Genomic DNA, 17,513 nt, shown 5'->3' with positions numbered 1-17,513 from the left:
GCCCCCCGCGGCGCGCCCCCCGGGCCGTCTCCCCGCCGCCCGCCGGGCACCGCCGTGTCGTCGGGTCCCTACTTCCTGACCTGCCACTTCGGGCTCGCCGCGATCGCCTTCAGCTGGTCGAGGGTGAGCAGGTCCTTGCCCTCGGTGGCGTCGACCTCGATGTACGTCCCGTCCGGGTGCAGCTCCGCGGCCCGCGTGTAGGGGAACTTCGGGTTGGACCCGCTGCCGGGCTCGTTCACGACGACCTTGGTGCCGTCGGGCAGGACGGTGGCGTCCTTGAGCTGCGAGGCGCGGCCCCGGTCCATCGACTGCTGCGTCTGCGGGTCGTCGAACGGGCGCGACCAGTTCGCGAGCCGGACGGAGATCGAGCCCTTGGCCCCGTCCGGACCGGTCAGCTGGTACATGTCCGTGACGAGGTGGGTGGTGCGGCTCTGGACCGCGAAGCCGGCGGGCAGCAGCCCGGCCAGGATCGCCTGCTTCTCGTCCGGCGTGACGCCCGGATCTTCGACCGCCGGGTCGATGCCGTTGTAGCGGACCGCCGCGACGGCCCTGTCCCAGACCTTGTCGGTGACGATCGCCTTGGCCTGCTCCAGGGTGATCGGCGGGTTGGGGCGGCTGTCGGGCGCGCCCTTCTCCTGCGCCGCGTTCCACTCGTTGAAGGAGACCTGGCCGCCGTCCGGGCGGCTCACCGTCGCCCACCACTCCTTGGTCGTGGCGCGGTGGTCCGGGTACTCGTAGCCCTGGGAGAGCATGAGCGTGGAGCCGTCCGGCAGCGTGGTGACGCTGCAGGAGTCCAGGTTGGCGAGCCTGAGGTCCGTCGGGCAGGTGCGCTGCTGCTCCTGGCCCTTGTAGAACCTCTGGACCGAGACGCTCATCAGGGACTTGCCCTGGCCGTCGTCGAAGACCAGCTGGGCGTACGGGGTCGTGCTCTTCTCGGTGCCCTCGCCCTTGGCCTCCGTCACCTCGCCCTTGGGCAGCAGCGCCTGGAAGGCGGCCAGCATCTCCTTGTCCGTGACGGGGGCGGCCGGCGCCGCCGCCTTCGTCGCGGCCGCAGTGGCGGCCGGGGTGGTGGTGAGGGGGGCGGTGCCCGCGCCGCTCGTCGCCGGGGCGGCCGCGGCCTCGGCCGGGGCGGCGACCGGGGAGCCGCCGGTGGCGCCGGAGAGGTAGAACGCGCCGGTGCCGACCAGGGCCAGCGCGGCGGCGCCGCTCACCACGGCGGCGGCGGACCGGCGGCGCCAGCGGCGGCGGCCGAGGTCCAGGCCGCCGGCCGCCAGGCCCGCGCGCTCGGAGCGGAAGGCCTCGCCGGTGCGGCTCATCGCGTAGAGCAGGTCGTCCTCGAACGTGTCCGGTTCGGACATGGTTGATCACCGTCTCTTCGGTTCGGATGTCGTCGGTCGGGTGTCGAACGGGGCTCAGCGGGTGGCCAGTTCGGCCAGGGAGTCGCCGAGCAGGGTGCGCAGCCGGGCCAGGGCCCGGGTCGTGCGGGTACGGACCGCGCCGGAGGAGGCGCGCAGCACCTCGGCGGTCTCCTCGACGCTGCGGTCCTCCCAGTAGCGCAGGACCAGCACCGCCCGGTCCTTGGCCGGCATCCGGCCGAGCGCGTCGAGGAGGGTCAGCCGCAGCGTGCTGTCGGCCTCCCGGCCCTCGGGCTCGGGCAGGTCGCCGGTGGGGCGCTCGGTGCTGGAGCGGCGGCGCTGCTGGGCCAGGAAGGTCCGCACCATGACGGTGTGGACGTAGGCCGCCGGGTTGTCGATCCGGTGCCACCCGCCCGTCCAGGCGCTGCGCCGCCAGAGGACGTACATCCGGCCGAGGGCCTCCTGCACGAGGTCCTCGGCGTGGTGGGTGTCGCCGCTGGTCAGCAGGCAGGCCGAGCGGTACAGCTGACCGGTCCGGCTGGACACGAGCTCCAGGAACTCCGCGTCCTTGGCCTCCCGGCCCGCCCCGATCCGCCTCATCTGCGCTGTCCCCCATGGCTCGTGGTCGCTGACACCTCTTGGATGCGGCGGCCGGCGCGGGATGTTACAGCCGGGTCGGGGCGACTTTGGGGGAGCACGGTCTGGGGGGACGGCTCCGTGAGGGTGGCTGGGCGGGGGCGGGCGGCCGGGTCAGCCGGCGGTGCGGCGCCGGTGGTCGCGCAGGACGACGCCGCCGCCGATCACCAGCGCGGCGAGCAGCGCGCCCGCGCCGAGCACGTAGGTCGCGGTGAGGCGGTCGCGGTCGGCCCGGGTCTCGCCGAGGCCGGCCGGGCGGGGCACGACCGGGACGGCGGCGAGGCGCACGGGCGCGTCCGGCGAGGCCTGCGCGGGCGGGTCGTCCGGGGCCTTGGTGACGGCCCGCACCGGGTCCACCACGCCCCAGCCGATGAAGCGGTTCGGGCCGTGCTCGGTGCGCTGCGCGGTCTGCTCGATCCAGGCCCGCACCTGGGCGGCGCTCCAGCCGGGGTGGGCGCCGATCAGCAGCGCGGCCAGCCCGGAGACGTACGGGGCGGCGAAGCTGGTGCCGCTGTCGGCGCACTGGCCGCCGCCCGGGACGGTGGAGAGCACGCCGACGCCGGGCGCGGCGACCTTCACGAAGTCGCCGTACTGGGAGAAGGAGGCCCGCTCGTCGTTGCGGTCGGAGGCGCCGACGGCGAGGACGGTGGGGAAGGCGCCGGGGTAGGTGTCGCCCTCCCGGCCGTCGTTGCCGGTGGAGGCGACCACCACGGCGCGGTTCGCCTCGGCGTACTCGACGGCGGTCTTCAGCTCGGCGTAGCCGGTGAAGCCGGTGGTGTCCGCGCCGCGGACGTCCTGCGAGATGTTGACGACCCGCGCGCCCGCCCGGACGGCCTGGGTGACGGCGGCGGCGAGGGTGGCGACGTCGCCGTTGCCCGCGCTGTCGTTCTGCCGGATCGACAGGATCCTCGCGCCCGGGGCGAGTCCGACGAAGCCGGTCCGGTCGGAGCGGGCGGCGGCGATGATGCCCGCCACCTTGGTGCCGTGGCCGACCTGGTCGTCCTTGCCGCCGCCCTCGACCCGCTTGCCGCTCTCCCGGTCGACCAGCAGGCTGCCGCCGTCCGCGACCCGGCCGGCCAGCTGCGGGTTGCGGTCGTCCACGCCGGTGTCGACGACCGCGACGGTGACGCCCTCGCCGGTCGTGCGGCCGTGCTGCCACAGTTCGTCGAGCAGCAGCCGCTGCAGCGCCCACGGCACGACCTGCACGTCGGGCGCGGGGGACGGGCAGTCCCCGGCGGCGGCCACGCCGGGGCCGTCGGCGCGCGCCGGGGCGGCGGCCGGACCGGCCAGCACCGCGAACGCGGCCAGGGCCGCGGCCGTCCTGCGGTACCCGCGTGCGGACACCCTGCCTCCCCTCACGTCGTCCGGCCGCACCCGCGCGCAGGGGCGGGCGCCCGGGATCCGGGCACCCGCCCCGCGCGTCCGTCCCTCCCGCCGGGAGGAGCGATCAGGTCCAGGCGTTGGTGTTCTTGGTCTCGGTGGCGCGGTAGCCGTGCGCGGCGGACTCCAGCGCGGCCGCGATCTGCGCGCAGGCCTGCTGGAGGTCGGCGGCCTTGGCGTCCCACTTCGCCTGGTGGGCCCGGTAGCCCTGCTGGGCCGCGCCCTCCCAGCTCGCGGAGATCTTGGTGACGCCCTGCTTGAGCTCCTGCAGCAGGTGGTCGATCTGGGCGGCCGAGGCCTTGACCTGCTCGGCGGCGCTGTGGACGGCGTCGAAGTTGACGAGGATCCGGTCGGTCACGATGTCTCCCAATCGAGGATGCGGGCAGTTCGCGGTGCGGTGATCGGTGTCCGGCCCGGAAGGCGGGCCGGGGGCGGCGATCAGCCCTGGGCGCCGCTGAACTGCTGCTGCTGCTGGGCCTCGGTCTCCGCGTAGTACTTGGTCGTCAGCTCGATCGCGTCCTTGATCGCCTTCAGCGACCCGTTGAGGGCGTCGATGTCCTCGTTGAACCGGTGCTGGAGCGCCTTGTAGGCCTCGGCCGCCTGGCCTGCCCAGCCGGCACCGACGTGCTCCACCGTGTTGTTGAGCTTGGTGCGCTCCTGGCCGATCTTGCCGATGACCTCCTCGATGTGCCTCGCGAAAGCCTGCATCTCCTGCGCGGTCATCGTGAACTGGTTGGCACTCAATGCTCCACCGTCCCCCAACAGACAGACACTCCATGACCGACGGGCCGTCCGACCCGACGGGTCATCACCCCTGTGATGTCCAGGAGCACTGTAGTCGGCATACGCAGCTCACCCAACTCCGAACGCAGAGTAGTCATCGGACCGTGACAGCGGCCCCGACGGGCCCACAACTCGCCCTGGGCACACGGCCGATCACGCGTTCTGCTGCTGCGCCGCGGCCTTCGCGCTGAGCGGCGGGCCGGCCGGCACCAGGTCCGACCACTCGCGGGGGACCGGCAGCGGCTGGACCCCCTGGTAGCCGAGGCGCGCCTGGTTGCCGCCGGGCTCGTCCGGCTGCTGCGGCGCCTCCGTCCGGTCCGGAGCCGCCGGGCCCGCCGTACTCGGCCGGGGCGGGGACGACGTGGGGGCACCGCCCTGGCCCGGTTGGGCTCCCGGCGGGGCCGACGGACCCCGGCCGCCGTCGCCGTTGGCGGGCACCGAGTAGCGCAGGCCCGTCTCGGTGATCAGGAAGTCGGTGCCGGAGCCGCCCGCGCCGTTGTCCGTCGCGCGGTAGAACAGCCCGTGGCCGGGCGTCACGTGGGCCGCACCCGCGCCGTTGTCGTACTGCGCCGGGTACTCCGGGCCCGCCCACACGCTGCGCTTCGGGGTGCGGCCGTCCTCGGCGACGCCGTCGAAGGTGCTGCACACGACGGTGCGCGCGTCCTGCCGGTCCTGCCGGTCGTTCACCGGCGCACCGGACTTGAGCGGCCAGTCGCCGTCCCCCGCGTTCGGCAGCGGGGTGGCCGTGCCGAAGCTCGCCTGGTCGGACGGGGTCATCTCGTCGTTGCGGGGCTGCTTGTCCGGGTCGTACCGGTACAGCATCTGGTACGCCGGGTTCTGCCGGATCAGCTCGGCCTGGAACGGCGTCACCAGGAACAGCCGGTCCCGGCCGACGACGTAGTTGCGGTCCCGGTAGTGCACCAGCCGGCCGATCCTGCGGTCGGCCTGGTTCTCCAGCGCCACCGTGGAGTTGGCGCCCTGGCTGTCCGCGGCCCCGTCGACCCGCGGGAAGACGACGGCGCTGCCGGGCAGCAGGGTGTCCAGCCACTCGCGCTTGACCGGCTGCGGCACCGCATTCGGCCCGAAGACCGCGGTGATCAGCGACTTCCGCTCGTGGTCGTCCGCCTGCGGGGAACCGATCCGGTGCCGGCGGCCCTGCGCGTCGACCAGGTAGACCCCCGCGTCCCCCGGCCCGGCCCCGGCCGCGGCGGTGACCTGCTGGTCCGCCGCCTGCCGGACCAGCAGCAACTGGTCCGGCCCGAGCACCCGGCCCTTGGCGCCCAGCGTCGCGGCGTCCGCGCCCGCCGCCACGAACAGCGCCTGGTCGACGGTCTCCTGCCTCGCGTCCGAACCGGGGCGGTCGCACACCGACCACTTCATCGCCCGGCTCACGTTCTCCTTGCCGGGCAGCTTGTCCGGGGCGTACGGGATGCCGATCGTCGGACCGTGGTTCGGGTAGCGGTCGAGCACGTCGTCGTCGACGACCACCACCTTCGCGCCGGCCGGAAGCACCAGCCGCGCCGAGGACATGTTCAGCACCTGGTGCAGGCGCTTCGTCCGCCCGTCCGGGTCCGTCAGCACCACGTACCGGGTGGTCGACCCCTTGCCCTGGACCACGTTCCGCCCGTCGTCCCAGTGCAGCGGGGCGCTCGGGCGGAACACCCCCCACACCCCGAACCCGGCCACCACCACCGCCCCGACGACCAGACCCGGCAGCACCGCCCGCAGCGGACGCGGCGCGTCCTCGTCACCGCCCCCGCCACCCGGCAGCAGGAACGCGCCCACCATCCGCCTGCGGGCGAAGGTGTACGCGTTCAGCTCGTCCCGCCGCGATGCCATCCTCGTCGTCTCCCCTGTCCGACCGGCCCTGCCCCCGAGTCCGCCATCGCGGGCGAGAACGCGCTCGAACCCTCTACGATGCGGCAGCGGACGATGAGTACCGTACGGGCACGGTCCGTTGACGAGCCAGCGGCCTGTCAACCGAGCAGTGGGGGTCAGCCGGGGGATGCCAAGCCAGACCGCTCCGGGACGACGTGGCACGGCACCGGGCGGGCAGCCGCCCGCCGGCGGCGGACGACCCGCCGCGGTCCGCGTCCACTCGTCGTCCGCACTGCCCGGCGGCCGCCGGCTGCTCCGTCGACTCGTGCTGGTCGAGGCCGCCCTGGCCCTCGTCGCGATCGGCTGGACGATCGGCCGGACGGCCACCGCCGTGCTCGGCGCGCTCGGCCTCGCCCTGGTCCTGGCCGGCCTCGTCCCGCTGCGCGGCCGGACCCTCCCGGAGCTCCTCTCGGCCCGATCCGCGCTCAGGTCCCGGCTCAGGGTGGCCAGTTCGACCCTGCCGCCGCCGGGCGCCGACCCGACGCTCGCCCCGCTGCTGGAACTCGAACCGGCCCTGCGCACGTACACCCACGCCGCCGAGGCCGACTTCGGCGGACGGACGGTCCGCCGCGAGACCGGCATGATCGGCGACGGCACCTACCTCGGCTCGGTGCTGCTGGTCCAGTCCAGGGACCGGCCGCTGCGCCCGGCGCGCGGCGACCGGCCGCTCCCGCTGGACGTCCTGTGCTCGGCGCTGCGGGTCGACGACATCACCCTGGAATCCGTCCAGCTGGTGCAGTACACCCAGCCCGCCCCCGCCCCGCACCTGCCCGAGCAGTCGCTCGCCGCCCGCGCCCACCGCGAGCTGCCCGGCGGCGCCACGACCCCCGCGCTGCGGCTCACCTGGGTGGCGCTCAAGCTCGACCCGGAGCGCGCCGCCACCGCCGTCCGGGCCCGCGGCGGCGGCGAGGAGGGCGCCCGCAGGGCGCTCCAGCGGGTGACCGACCAGCTCGCCGGGCGGCTCGACGGCGCCGGGTTCCGCGCGACGGTGCTGGACGAACGCGAGCTGATCACCGCCCTCGCCACCGCCGCGTGCGCCAACCCGCTCGCGGCGGCCGGGCTCCAGGGCAGCGGCGGCGGCACCGGCGCCACCCGCCGGACCCGGGAGGGCCGCCGCCACTGGCGGATCGACGACCGCTGGCACTGCACCTACTGGATCTCCCGCTGGCCCCGCCCCGGCCACCCCGGCGAGCCGCCCCTGCCCGAGCTGGTCAACCGGCTCACCGGCGCCCCCGCACTGGCCGGCACCCTCAGCCTCACCCTCGGGCACGCCAGCGGCGGCTCCGTCACCCTCGCCGGCCACCTGCGGCTGACCGGACGCGACGAGGCCGAACTCGCCGCCACCTGCCGCGAGGTGGAGTCCCGCGCCCGGGACGCCGGCCTCGGCCTGAGCCGGCTCGACCTGGAACAGGCGCCCGGCGTCCTCGCCACCCTGCCGCTGGGAGGAACCGCCTGATGGCCCACCCGACCCGCCCGCGCCCCGCCACCGCGCGGCCGCGCCCCCGGCCGCGGATCCTGCCCGGCTTCGGCCTCCGCGGCCCCCGCCGGGACAAGCACGTGCTGGCCGCCGCGGACCTGGGCGCGCTGGCCCTCCCCGTCGGCGACGACGGCGTGCCGATCGGCGTGGACGTCCAGGGCCGGCCCTCGGTGCTGGGGCTCTTCCGGCCCGGCGCCCACGACCTGGTGCTCGTCGGCGGCCTGTGGACGGCCCGGCTGATCGCCCTGCGGGCCGCCTCGACCGGCGCGCGCGTCGCGGTGGAGACCGCCCGCCCGCAGGCCTGGAGCGCGCTGGCGCGGGCCGCGGGCGGCGGGCAGCCCTGCGTGACCGTCCACCAGGCCGGCCGGCTCGGCCCGCAGGGCGCGTCCGTCACCTCGCCGGTGCTGGTGGTGCGCGACCTCACCGCCCGCCCGCCGCGCAGCCGGCTGTCCGCCACGCCCTGGCAGACCACGCTGACGGTGCTGCCGTGGCTGCTCCCGGAGGCCGCCCGGCTGGTCGGCGCCGCCGACCTCGTCGGGGTGCAGCGGGTCCAGCCGGAGGAGGCCGGGATCCTGCGGCACGCGCTGTCGCTGCCGCCGGAGGACGTCGCCGCGCTGCCCGCCCTCGGCGACGACCTGACGCTCTGGACGACGCGGATGCACCGTCAGTACGTTCGGGCCGTGGCCGGGCAGGCGGAGCTGCAGCTCCTGGGCGCGCCGCGCCGGGTGGACCCGCCCGCCTGAGCGGTGCGGCCGACCGGCCGGGATCGGAGTCCGCCTACAACGACGTCGGCCGTACGGCCTAGTCTTGAGGCGGTAACGGCACCGCTGAACAAGCGGCGGCGAACACGAGGGAGCCCTAGTGAGCAGCGATCGGGACGGCGTCTACGTCGGCCACAACGCGGCGGAGGACGACGACGACTGGTCCGACGCCCCCGACTACACTCCCCCGTCCTGGTACGTGCGGACGGACGGCGCGGCGGGCCCGGCCGAGCCGGCGGCTCAGGGCGCCCCTGATCCGGCGGGCCCGGCCCAGGCCCCGGTTCCGGCCCAGGCCCCGGTTCCGGCCGTCGTGCCGCCGCCGGCTCCGGCTCCGGCCCCGCTGTCCTTCCCCGCTCCGGTGAGCGAGCCCGCACCCGCCCACGCGCACGCCCCCGTCGCCGAGCAGCCGCCCGCACCCGCCCCGATCCCGGTGGCCGCGCCCGGGCCGGCGCCCGCCCCGGCCGAGGCCCCGCACGCCGCCTTCCCGCCGCCGGCCCCGGTCCAGCACGAGCAGCCGCCGGCCGTCGCCCCCGGCTGGCCCCCGGCGGCCCCGCTCGCGCACCAGCAGCCTGGCCCGGCCGCGCCGCAGCCGTACGCGGACCCGCAGCCGTTCCCGGACGCGCACGCCGCCGTGCCGCCGGTGCAGCCCGGCCCGCCGGCCCCGCCGCCGTCGTTCGCGCAGCCGCCCGCCGCCCCGCAGGACCTGCAGGACCTGCAGGCCGCCGCGTGGGCCGCCCAGCAGGCCGCGGCCCAGGCGCAGCCCGTTCAGCCGCAGCAGCCCGCTCAGCCGCAGCCCCAGCCCGCACCGGCACCGCCCGCCCCTGCACAGCCCGCTCCGCAGACCGCGCCGGTCGACCCGCGCCAGGGCGGCTGGCCGCAGCCCGCCGCCTACCAGCAGCCCGCCCCGCCGGCCCAGCCCGGCCCCGCGCAGCCCTGGCCGCAGCAGGCCGGCGCCCCGGCGCCCGCCGGGTTCCCGCAGGGCCCCGCCCCGCAGCAGGCCGCGCACGGCGCCCCGCTCGGCTACACGGCCGCCGTCGAGCTGTCCTCGGACCGCCTGCTGCGCAGCCAGCCCAAGCAGCAGCGCCAGCAGCCGCGGTTCCAGTTCGGCGGCAAGGCCGCGGCGGCCGAGAAGGGCCGCAAGCTGGAGATCATCCGCACGCCGGTGATGAGCTGCTACAAGATCGCCGTGATCAGCCTCAAGGGCGGCGTCGGCAAGACCACGACCACCACCGCGCTCGGTGCGACGCTGGCCAGCGAGCGCCAGGACAAGGTGATCGCGATCGACGCCAACCCGGACGCCGGCACCCTCGGCCGCCGGGTCAAGCGCCAGACCGGCGCGACCATCCGCGACCTGGTGACGGCCATCCCGCACCTGCGCAGCTACATGGACATCCGTCAGTTCACCTCGCAGGACCTGCACTCGGGCCTGGAGATCCTGGCGAACGACGTCGACCCGGCCGTCTCGACCACCTTCAACGACTCGGACTACCGCCAGGTCATCGACGTGCTGGGCCGCCAGTACCCGATCATCCTGACCGACTCCGGCACCGGCCTGCTGTACAGCGCGATGCGCGGGGTGCTCGACCTGGCCGACCAGCTGATCATCGTCTCGACGCCCAGCGTGGACGGTGCCTCCAGCGCCTCCACCACGCTCGACTGGCTCTCCGCGCACGGCTACGCGGACCTCGTCCAGCGCAGCATCACGGTGGTCTCCGGGGTGCGCGAGACCGCCAAGCTGATCAAGGTCGAGGACATCGTGGCGCACTTCCGGACGCGCTGCCGCGGCGTCATCGTGGTGCCGTTCGACGAGAGCCTGGCGGCCGGCGCCGAGGTCGACCTCGACATGATGCGCCCCAAGGTCCGCGAGGCGTACTTCGAGCTGGCCACCCTGGTCGGCGAGGACATCATCCGGGCCCAGCAGGCCGCCCAGCAGCAGGGCGGCTGGCAGCAACAGGCCCAGCAGCAGGCGCCGCAGCAGCCGTACGCGCAGCAGCAGCCCGGCCAGCCGCAGCCCTACCAGGCCCCCGCCCAGCCGTATCCGGCACCAGCCGCCCAGCCGGCCCCGGGCACGCCGTGGGCGCCGCAGCCCGGCCAGACCCCGCCGCCGGGGACCTACGGCTACCCGCAGCCGGGCCAGACGCCTCCCCCCGCCGGGTACGGCTACCCGCAGCCCCACCCCGGCGGCGCGCAGCCGCCCGCGCCGGCGTGGCCCCAGCCCGCCGCCCCGCACCCGGCCCCGCCGGCGGAGCCGGACGGGTACCAGCCGCCCCCCGGCTACGGCTACCCGCCGCAGCCCCCGCAGTGACGCCGAAGGGCCCGCCGACCAGGTCGGCGGGCCCTTCTCGCACAGGCCGGGTCCTACGCACGGGCCAGGGCCTTCGTACCGGCCGGGCGGCGCGGCTCAGGCGCCGTCGGTCAGCTCGCGGGCCTGCTTGACGTCGTCGGCCATGCGGACCAGCAGCGCCTCGATCGAGTCGAACTTCTCCATCCCGCGCAGGTACGCCAGGAAGTCGACGGCCACGTGCAGCCCGTACAGGTCCAGGCCGACCCGGTCGATGGCGTACGCCTCGACGGTGCGCGCGGTGCCGTCGAACGTCGGGTTGGTGCCCACCGAGATCGCGGCCGGCATCCTCTCGCCGTCGGCGGTCAGCCAGCCCGCGTACACGCCGTCGGCGGGGATCGCGCTGTGCGCCACCGTCTCCACGTTGGCGGTCGGGTAACCGAGCTCACGCCCGCGCTGCGCACCGCGCACCACGACGCCCTCGACCCGGTGCGGACGGCCGAGCACCTCGCCGGCCCCGGCCATGTCGCCCGTCTCGACCAGGCGGCGGGTCAGCGTGGACGAGAACGGCTCGCCCGCGCCGGCCGCACCGCTCACCTGGAGGTCGACCACCTCGACGTCGAACCCGGCCGCCCGGCCCAGCTCGGTGAGCAGCGCCACGTCACCGGCGGCCCGGTGCCCGAACCGGAAGTTGGGGCCCTCGATGACGACGCGCGCGTGCAGCGCGTCCACCAGCACCTGCCGGACGAACGTCTCCGGCGACTCCTGCGACAGCTCCGGGGTGAACGGCAGCACCAGCACGGCGTCCACGCCGAGGCCCGCGATCAGCTCGGCGCGCCGGGCCTGCGGGGCGAGCAGCGCGGGGTGGCTGCCCGGGCGGATGACCTCGCGCGGGTGCGGGTCGAACGTGACGACGACGGACGGGACGCCGAGCTCGCGGGCCCGCTCGACCGCCCGTCCGATGATCAGCTGATGTCCGCGGTGCACCCCGTCGAACGAGCCGATGGTGACGACGCTGCGTCCCCAGTCACCGGGGATCTCCTCCAGGCCACGCCAGCGCTGCACCCTGACCGCTCCTTGTTCCCTACGGCGCGTACCTTCTGTACGCTCAAACGCTCAAAACCCGAACCCCTATAGCGTGCCATGCGCCTGCCCCTGCTCAGGCACCGGAATGCGGGTTGAGCGCACCACACGTTCGAACGGTGCCCGCTCCGCCTCCGCGGCGGCGTACTGCGGGTCCCGCCCGGCCGTCACCAGGGCCCGCATCCGGGCCAGCCGGAGGCCGTCCGGCGGAGTCGGGGCGGCGTCCTGCGGCCACTGCGCCAGCAGCTGGGCGAACGCCGCCGAACGGCCCGCGCAGCGCACCAGCAGGTCGTCCGCGGCCGGCAGCCCGGGGGTCGCCCGGGCCAGCACCGCACGGGCGCGGGCCGGCTTCTCGGCCGCGCAGTGGTCGGCCAGCCGCTCGACGGCGGCGGTCAGCACCGCCGGGTCGTTCTCGGCGGCCAGCAGGGTGTCGAGCAGCTCGCAGCGCAGCGCGTCGGCGGCCGGATCGGCCACCGGCACCGACAGCACCTCGGCGAACGGCTGCCGGACCGCCGCCGCCCGCGCGGCCAGCGCACCGCCCAGCAGCAGCCGCAGCTCCAGCCGGGCGGCCGGGCCCGTGACAGCGGCGCGCTCCAGCCGGCGGCCCAGGTAGTCGGCGGCGACCGGCCCGGCCAGCGCGGGGCGCTCCCGCAGCAGCCGGGCGGCCAGCTCGGCGCCCCGCCGGGTGGCGACCGGGGCGCCGGCGTCGGCGAGCACCCGCAGGGTCTCGGCGACGGGCGCGCGCGGCTCCGCCAGGCGGTCGGCGAGCGCGGCCAGGACGGGCTCCGGGTCGGTCTCCAGGGCCGGGGCCAGCGCCCGCGGGGTCAGGAACCCGTCGGTGCCCGCCCGGTGGAGCTCCAGCGCGGCCGGCAGGTACCCGGCCCGGCTCCGCGGATCGCCGACCAGAAGCGCCAACGCGGCGCCGTGCAGCGCGGGTTCGTCCTCGCGGGCGAGCAGGGCCAGCGCGGTGTGGCGCAGCAGCTCGGGCCCGGCCCCGGACGCGTGCGGGGCGACGCGCAGCGCGTGCACGGCGGCGGCGACGTGCCGCTCGGGCCGCCGGTCGTGGCTCCAGCGGTCCACCGCGCGGCACAGCGCCGACGGCTCCTCGGCGGCCAGCACGGTGAGCAGCGCGTCCGCCCCGGGGTGGGCGGCGTCGGCCAGCGCGTCGGCCAGCTCGTCCAGGGCGAGCCTGCGGTGGGCGAGGAGCAGGTCGTGGGTGAGGTCCGCGACGGACCTGCCGGGGGCACCGGGCAGGCCGCGCCGGTCGTCGAACCACGCGCAGAGCAGCGGGAACACGGCCGCCGGGTCCGCGCGCAGCCGCCCGGCGACCGCCGCGAGGAACGGCTGCCCGGGACCGTCCGCGACCACCAGGCGCCGCAGCAGGGCGAGTTCGTCCTCGACGGACAGCCCGAGCCCGGTCCAGAACGCCGGGCCGAACCGGCCCAGCCCGTCCGCCGGGAGCGCGTCGAACCCGCCGTCCCGCAAGGCGCGTTCGGCGATCCGGCCGGCCAACTGCTCCAGCAGCGCGCGGTGTTCGGCGACGTCCGGACTGGCCGCCAGCCCGGCCGCGAGCAGCCGGCCCGCCCACCAGGCCGGTTCGCCGCCCGGCGGGCGCAGGTCCAGCGCCCGCCACAGCCGGTGCAGCCACGGGTCGAGGGCCGGCGCGCCCCACGTGTCGGCCACCCGGCGCAGCGCCGCCGCCACCGGGCCGATCCGGTGCCGGGCCACCGCGCGCGCCCCGGCCGCCGGGCGGGCGTCCTCGTCCTCCCTGTCCTCCCGGTCCTCCCCGAGCAGCAGCCGCAGCGCCGCGTCCAGGTCGAGGTGCAGTCCCTGCAGCCAGTCCCCGAACTCCCCGTGCGCGAACCGGACCCCGGGCCCGGCCGGCACGAACAGGCCCTCCGCGAGCACCGCCCCCGCCCAGCCGCCCGCCACCGGGAACAGCTCCTCGAACCCGGCCCGGTCCAGCCCGCCCTGGTCCGCGCCGAGCATCCGCCGGGCCGCCTCGTGCACCCGCCCGGCCACCGCCGCGGGGCTCCCCCCCGCCCCCCCCCCCGCCCAGTACCGCCGTTTCCGCTCACACCGGTCACACGCTCACACCACTCACACCAGGAGCTTGTCCTTGGCCCGCTGGTACTCCTCGGCGGAGATGAGGCCCTTGTCCTTCAGGTCCGCCAGCGTCGCCAGGTCGTCGACGTGGCTGCGCCCGGCGCCGTCCGCCGTGGCCCCGGAGGTCCCGGCCGCGTCCCGGATGTACGCCTGGACGGCTGCCTCGGCCTGCTGTGCCTGGGCGACGTCCCGTTTCCCCATGCCCTCGCCGCGCGCGATCAGGTAGGCGAGCACGCCGATCAGCGGCAGGATGATCACCAGGACCAGCCAGCCGGCCTTGCCCCAGCCGCTCAGGTCGTGGCTGCGGAAGATGTCCGTGATGATCTTGAACAGCAGGAAGAACCAGAGCACCCAGAGGAACAGCTCCAGCATCGTCCAGAAGATGTTGAGCACCGGGTAGTCCACGGCCAGCGAGGCGGCCAACGAAGAGGTGTCCATGGCCGAGTCATATCATCGCAAAACGGACGGTGCGCACTGCTGCTGGGCCGTTCCGGTGATCTTCGCCCGGGGTGGGAATACCGCTGCGGGACGCGGTCTCAGCCGAGCTCCGCCCGCCGCCGCAGCTCCACCGCGAGCCCGATCAGCTCGCCCCACCAGGCCTCGTGCGAGTCCACCAGGAGCCGCTGCGCCTCGGCCGCCGGCAGTGCGCGGACCTCGACGACCTGCTCGCCGTCCGAGGGGTTGGTCGGCGCGGAGTCCAGCGCGACCTCCGCCCAGCCCCACAGCCACGCCTTCTCCGGGTGCGGCTGCCAGGGCCGGTAGGGCGTCGGGTCGTCCGTGCGGCAGCGGTGCGCGCCGAGCCAGGCGGGCTCGCCGAGCAGCCGGGCGCCCGCCTCCTCCCTGAGCTCGCGCCGCAGGCAGTCGGCGACGGTCTCGTCCTGTTCGCGCGTGCCGCCGGGCAGGAACCAGTGGTCCCGGTCGTCCCGGCAGAGCACCACGCCGCCGTCCGCGAAGCCCACCAGGTGGATGTTGGTCACCAGGCCGTCCGGCGGCAGCTCGGTCGAGAACTGCGCGTCGTACCTCCCCCAGGCCCAGTACTGCGGCGCGTGCAACGCGGGGAAGAGCGCGGCGAGTTCGGCGGCTCTGGCGGAGGGGGCGGTGTCGGTGCGGTCCGTGGTATCGGTCATTCGGTGATCGTAGTGCCGGCCGGGAAACGGCGGGGGACACCGGGGTGGACGCGAGAGAGGTCGGCGGTGGCGATGGCGCGCGGCCGCCGGGGCTGCGCGACGCCGCGCGGCGCGGACACCCAACTCCCCAGCGAGATCTCGGCGGTGATGCCGGGGCCGAAGCCGGCGATCAGCCCGTGGGTGCCGTCGGCCGCGCCGCCGTCGGCGAACAGCCGGGCGAGGGCGTCGAAGACGACGGCGCTCGCGATGTTGCCGCGCTCGGTCAGCGTGGCCCGGCTGTAACGGAACATCGCCGGTTCGAGGTTGAGGAAGTGGCACAGGTCGTCGAGGATGCGCGGGCCCCCGGCGTGGACGATGTAGAAGCCGAGCCCCGACACGTCCCAGCCGTGCTCGCCGGCCAGGCCGCGCAGGGCGGGTGCGAGCATCTCCATCGTGCCGGGCACGCGCCGGTCGAGCTGGAAGTGGAAGCCGGTGTCCCTGACCCCGTAGGAGATCCAGTTCTCGGTGTCCGGGACGAGGTGCGAGCCGTTGCGCTCGACCGACACCCCGGTGCCGCCGTGCCCGCGCATCACCACGGCGGCGACGGCGTCCCCGAAGAGGCCGTTGGAGAGCAGCGAGCCGACGCCGAGGTCGGTCGGCTGGTAGCACAGCGAGCAGAACTCGCAGGCGACGATGAGCACGTTGGCGCCCGGGTAGGCGCGGCAGAAGTCGTGCGCGCGGTTGACGGCGGCGCCGCCGGCCGCGCAGCCGAGCTGGGCGATCGGCATCTGGCGGGTGTCCGGGCGCAGGCCCATGGTGTTGATGAGCCAGGCGGTCATCGACGGCATCATGAAGCCGGTGCACGACACGTAGATCAGGAGGTCGATGTCCTGGGCGCCCAACTGGGCGTTGCGCAGGGCCGCTTCGACCACCTCGGGGACGCGGCGCTTGGCCTCCCGCTCGTAGACGGCGTTGCGGGCGGTGAAGCCGGGGTGGCGCAGGGTCTGCTCGATGGGCTGGACCAGGTGCCGGGTCCGCACGCCGGTGTTCTCGATCAGCCGTAGCGCGAGGCCGAGTTGGGGGTGGCCGGCGTGCATCGCGCGGGCCAGGTCGAGGGTCTCGTCGAGGGTGATGACGTGCTCGGGCACGGCGATGGCGGGGCGGCAGAGTGTTGCCATGGGTACGCGGTCTCCCCTGGGTGGCCCGTGGGTGGGCCGACGGGCGGCCGGGCCCGGCGCGCGGGGCGGCCGGTGCCCGGTGGTGGTGGCGGTGGACGGACGGGCGCGCGCGGTGGCGCGGCGGGTCACCAGGCGAGCGGCAGGACCCGCGGGTAGCGCCAGATGGAGCCCGTCCGCCAGTCGAGCTCGGCCGGCGGCACGGCCAGGCGCAGCCCGGGGAACCGCCGCAGCAGCGTGCCGATGGCGACCTGGAGCTCCATCCGGGCCAGGTGGGCGCCGAGGCAGTGGTGCTGGCCGTACCCGAAGGTCATGTGGGTGGGCGCGCCGCGGTCGAGGTCGAGCTCGTCGGGCCGCTCGTAGAACGCCGGGTCGCGGTTGGCGGCCAGGTAGGAGACGTGCACCGGCTCGCCGGCCCGGACGAGCACCCCGCCCAGTTCGACGTCCTCGGTGGCGACCCGGGCGATGCCGACGCCCTGGCGGAACGGGATGAAGCGCAGCAGCTCCTCCAGGGCGCGGGGCAGGAGGTCGGGCTGGGCGCGGAGCTTGGCGAGCTGCTCGGGGTGGGTGAGCAGGGTGTAGGTGATGTTGCTGAGCTGGTAGGTGCTGGTGTCGTGGCCGGTGACCAGGAGCACCATCGCCATGACGGCGAGCTCGTCGTCGTCCAGCAGTTCGTCGCCGTCGCGGGCGGTGGCGAGGGCACTGATCAGGTCCTCGCCGGGGGCGCGGCGGCGGGCGGCGGTCAGCTCGGTGAAGTAGGCGCGCAGCGCGGCCTTGGCGCGCTCCTGGCCCTCGCGGCCGTCCGGGCTCATGGCCATCATCGCGACGGCGTGGCCGCGCAGTTCGGCGCGGTCCTGCTCGGGGATGTCGAGCATCTCGCAGATGGTGGTGAGCGGGAGCCGGGAGGAGAGGAAGTGCACGAGGTCGGCGGGGGCGCCGTGTTCGGCCATCTCGTCGAGGTACCCGTCGACGATCCGCTGGGTGTGCGCCCGCATCCGCTCGACCTGGCGGTTGGTGAAGCCCTGGGCGACGAGGCGGCGCAGCCGGTTGTGGGCGGGCGGGTCCATCAGGTTGATCGCCTCGGCCTGGGCGATCGGGGCGGGCGTCATGCGGGGGAGGTCCCGCCCGATGCCGGCGGCGCGGCTGAAGCGGCGGTCGGTGGTGACGGTCCGGACGTCCTCGTAGCGGGTGGCCAGCCAGGCCTCGCCCTCGCCGTGCGGCAGCCGGATCCGGGCGACCGGGGCCTCGGCGAGCAGCCGCTTGAGGAGGGGGTCGAACTCCAGGCCTTCGGTGTGGTTGAAGGGGCAGTCCCACACGGGGGCGGAGGTAGTCACGGGCCGATCCAAAGGCTGAGGGTGATGCCGCCCGGAGGGGGATGACCCGTCCGGGCGCGGACATGCAGATGTTCCCCCATGGGCTGGCAAAAATGTGGTGGAGGAAGCCAGTTACCTCGAACGAGTTAGATAGATGATTTTCGTGCGAATCACGGGAG

Annotated in this window: 15 protein-coding genes; 3 read left to right on the top strand and 12 right to left on the bottom strand. The window is 75.7% G+C overall.

Going from position 1 to position 17,513, the window contains the following annotated elements:
- Positions 1–68: 68 nt before the first annotated feature.
- The 6 genes from ACFV4G_RS07655 to eccB form a co-directional block, all read right to left on the bottom strand.
- The gene (locus ACFV4G_RS07655) at positions 69–1,358 is read right to left on the bottom strand and encodes a hypothetical protein (RefSeq protein ID WP_380437564.1); all 1,290 of its coding nucleotides are present in this window, start codon (positions 1,356–1,358) and stop codon (positions 69–71) included.
- Positions 1,359–1,412: 54 nt separating this feature from the next.
- On the bottom strand, positions 1,413–1,955 hold the full coding sequence (locus ACFV4G_RS07650; RefSeq protein ID WP_380437562.1) for a SigE family RNA polymerase sigma factor: 543 nt from the start codon (positions 1,953–1,955) through the stop codon (positions 1,413–1,415).
- Positions 1,956–2,105: 150 nt separating this feature from the next.
- A complete protein-coding gene (mycP, locus tag ACFV4G_RS07645; RefSeq protein WP_380437560.1) occupies positions 2,106–3,335 on the bottom strand; it encodes a type VII secretion-associated serine protease mycosin in 1,230 nt (409 codons plus the stop codon).
- A gap of 103 nt (positions 3,336–3,438) precedes the next feature.
- Positions 3,439–3,729, bottom strand: a complete 291-nt coding sequence (locus tag ACFV4G_RS07640) for a WXG100 family type VII secretion target (protein ID WP_380437558.1) — start codon at positions 3,727–3,729, stop codon at positions 3,439–3,441.
- Positions 3,730–3,809: 80 nt separating this feature from the next.
- Complete coding sequence (locus ACFV4G_RS07635; RefSeq protein ID WP_380437556.1) at positions 3,810–4,115, bottom strand: WXG100 family type VII secretion target; 306 nt, start codon at positions 4,113–4,115, stop codon at positions 3,810–3,812.
- 192 nt (positions 4,116–4,307) lie between these two features.
- The gene (gene eccB, locus ACFV4G_RS07630; protein WP_380437554.1) at positions 4,308–5,993 is read right to left on the bottom strand and encodes a type VII secretion protein EccB; all 1,686 of its coding nucleotides are present in this window, start codon (positions 5,991–5,993) and stop codon (positions 4,308–4,310) included.
- A gap of 166 nt (positions 5,994–6,159) precedes the next feature.
- Between eccB and eccE the strand changes: the two genes are divergently transcribed.
- From eccE to ACFV4G_RS07615, 3 genes are all read left to right on the top strand, one after another.
- Complete coding sequence (gene eccE, locus ACFV4G_RS07625; RefSeq protein ID WP_380437552.1) at positions 6,160–7,488, top strand: type VII secretion protein EccE; 1,329 nt, start codon at positions 6,160–6,162, stop codon at positions 7,486–7,488.
- Complete coding sequence (locus ACFV4G_RS07620; RefSeq protein ID WP_380437550.1) at positions 7,488–8,252, top strand: hypothetical protein; 765 nt, start codon at positions 7,488–7,490, stop codon at positions 8,250–8,252. The genes eccE and ACFV4G_RS07620 overlap by 1 nt, the downstream gene beginning before the upstream one ends.
- Positions 8,253–8,370: 118 nt before the next feature.
- Positions 8,371–10,575, top strand: a complete 2,205-nt coding sequence (locus tag ACFV4G_RS07615; protein ID WP_380437548.1) for a MinD/ParA family protein — start codon at positions 8,371–8,373, stop codon at positions 10,573–10,575.
- Positions 10,576–10,671: 96 nt separating this feature from the next.
- On the opposite strand, the gene ACFV4G_RS07610 is transcribed toward ACFV4G_RS07615, so the two are convergent.
- From ACFV4G_RS07610 to ACFV4G_RS07585, 6 genes are all read right to left on the bottom strand, one after another.
- Complete coding sequence (locus ACFV4G_RS07610) at positions 10,672–11,616, bottom strand: bifunctional riboflavin kinase/FAD synthetase (protein WP_380437546.1); 945 nt, start codon at positions 11,614–11,616, stop codon at positions 10,672–10,674.
- A 66-nt stretch (positions 11,617–11,682) separates the two neighbouring features.
- Positions 11,683–13,656, bottom strand: a complete 1,974-nt coding sequence (locus tag ACFV4G_RS07605; RefSeq protein WP_380437544.1) for a hypothetical protein — start codon at positions 13,654–13,656, stop codon at positions 11,683–11,685.
- 78 nt (positions 13,657–13,734) lie between these two features.
- Positions 13,735–14,178, bottom strand: coding sequence for an SHOCT domain-containing protein (locus ACFV4G_RS07600; protein WP_380437542.1), 444 nt, complete (start codon positions 14,176–14,178; stop codon positions 13,735–13,737).
- Between the two features lie 98 nt (positions 14,179–14,276).
- The gene (locus ACFV4G_RS07595) at positions 14,277–14,867 is read right to left on the bottom strand and encodes an NUDIX domain-containing protein (RefSeq protein ID WP_380437540.1); all 591 of its coding nucleotides are present in this window, start codon (positions 14,865–14,867) and stop codon (positions 14,277–14,279) included.
- A complete protein-coding gene (locus tag ACFV4G_RS07590; protein ID WP_380437538.1) occupies positions 14,864–16,024 on the bottom strand; it encodes a type III polyketide synthase in 1,161 nt (386 codons plus the stop codon). The genes ACFV4G_RS07595 and ACFV4G_RS07590 overlap by 4 nt, the downstream gene beginning before the upstream one ends.
- A 125-nt stretch (positions 16,025–16,149) precedes the next feature.
- Positions 16,150–17,355 carry a cytochrome P450 gene (locus ACFV4G_RS07585; protein WP_380437536.1) on the bottom strand — a complete coding sequence of 402 codons (1,206 nt, stop codon included), beginning with the start codon at positions 17,353–17,355 and terminating at the stop codon, positions 16,150–16,152.
- Positions 17,356–17,513: the final 158 nt, after the last annotated feature.

This window comes from Kitasatospora sp. NPDC059747 (assembly GCF_042732955.1).
In the GTDB taxonomy this organism is placed as follows: domain Bacteria; phylum Actinomycetota; class Actinomycetes; order Streptomycetales; family Streptomycetaceae; genus Kitasatospora.
The sequence above is the reverse complement of the archived record's forward strand: the minus strand, read 5'-3'. Positions and strand labels throughout refer to the sequence as shown.

What these genes read in the sequence shown, in the direction of transcription:
- ACFV4G_RS07650 (WP_380437562.1), bottom strand. Translation starts at nt 1,955, where the DNA reads ATGAGGCGGATCGGGGCGGGCCGGGAGGCCAAGGACGCGGAGTTCCTG.
- ACFV4G_RS07595 (WP_380437540.1), bottom strand. Translation starts at nt 14,867, where the DNA reads ATGACCGATACCACGGACCGCACCGACACCGCCCCCTCCGCCAGAGCC.
- ACFV4G_RS07600 (WP_380437542.1), bottom strand. Translation starts at nt 14,178, where the DNA reads ATGGACACCTCTTCGTTGGCCGCCTCGCTGGCCGTGGACTACCCGGTG.
- ACFV4G_RS07655 (WP_380437564.1), bottom strand. Translation starts at nt 1,358, where the DNA reads ATGTCCGAACCGGACACGTTCGAGGACGACCTGCTCTACGCGATGAGC.
- ACFV4G_RS07590 (WP_380437538.1), bottom strand. Translation starts at nt 16,024, where the DNA reads ATGGCAACACTCTGCCGCCCCGCCATCGCCGTGCCCGAGCACGTCATC.
- eccB (WP_380437554.1), bottom strand. Translation starts at nt 5,993, where the DNA reads ATGGCATCGCGGCGGGACGAGCTGAACGCGTACACCTTCGCCCGCAGG.
- ACFV4G_RS07620 (WP_380437550.1), top strand. Translation starts at nt 7,488, where the DNA reads ATGGCCCACCCGACCCGCCCGCGCCCCGCCACCGCGCGGCCGCGCCCC.
- eccE (WP_380437552.1), top strand. Translation starts at nt 6,160, where the DNA reads ATGCCAAGCCAGACCGCTCCGGGACGACGTGGCACGGCACCGGGCGGG.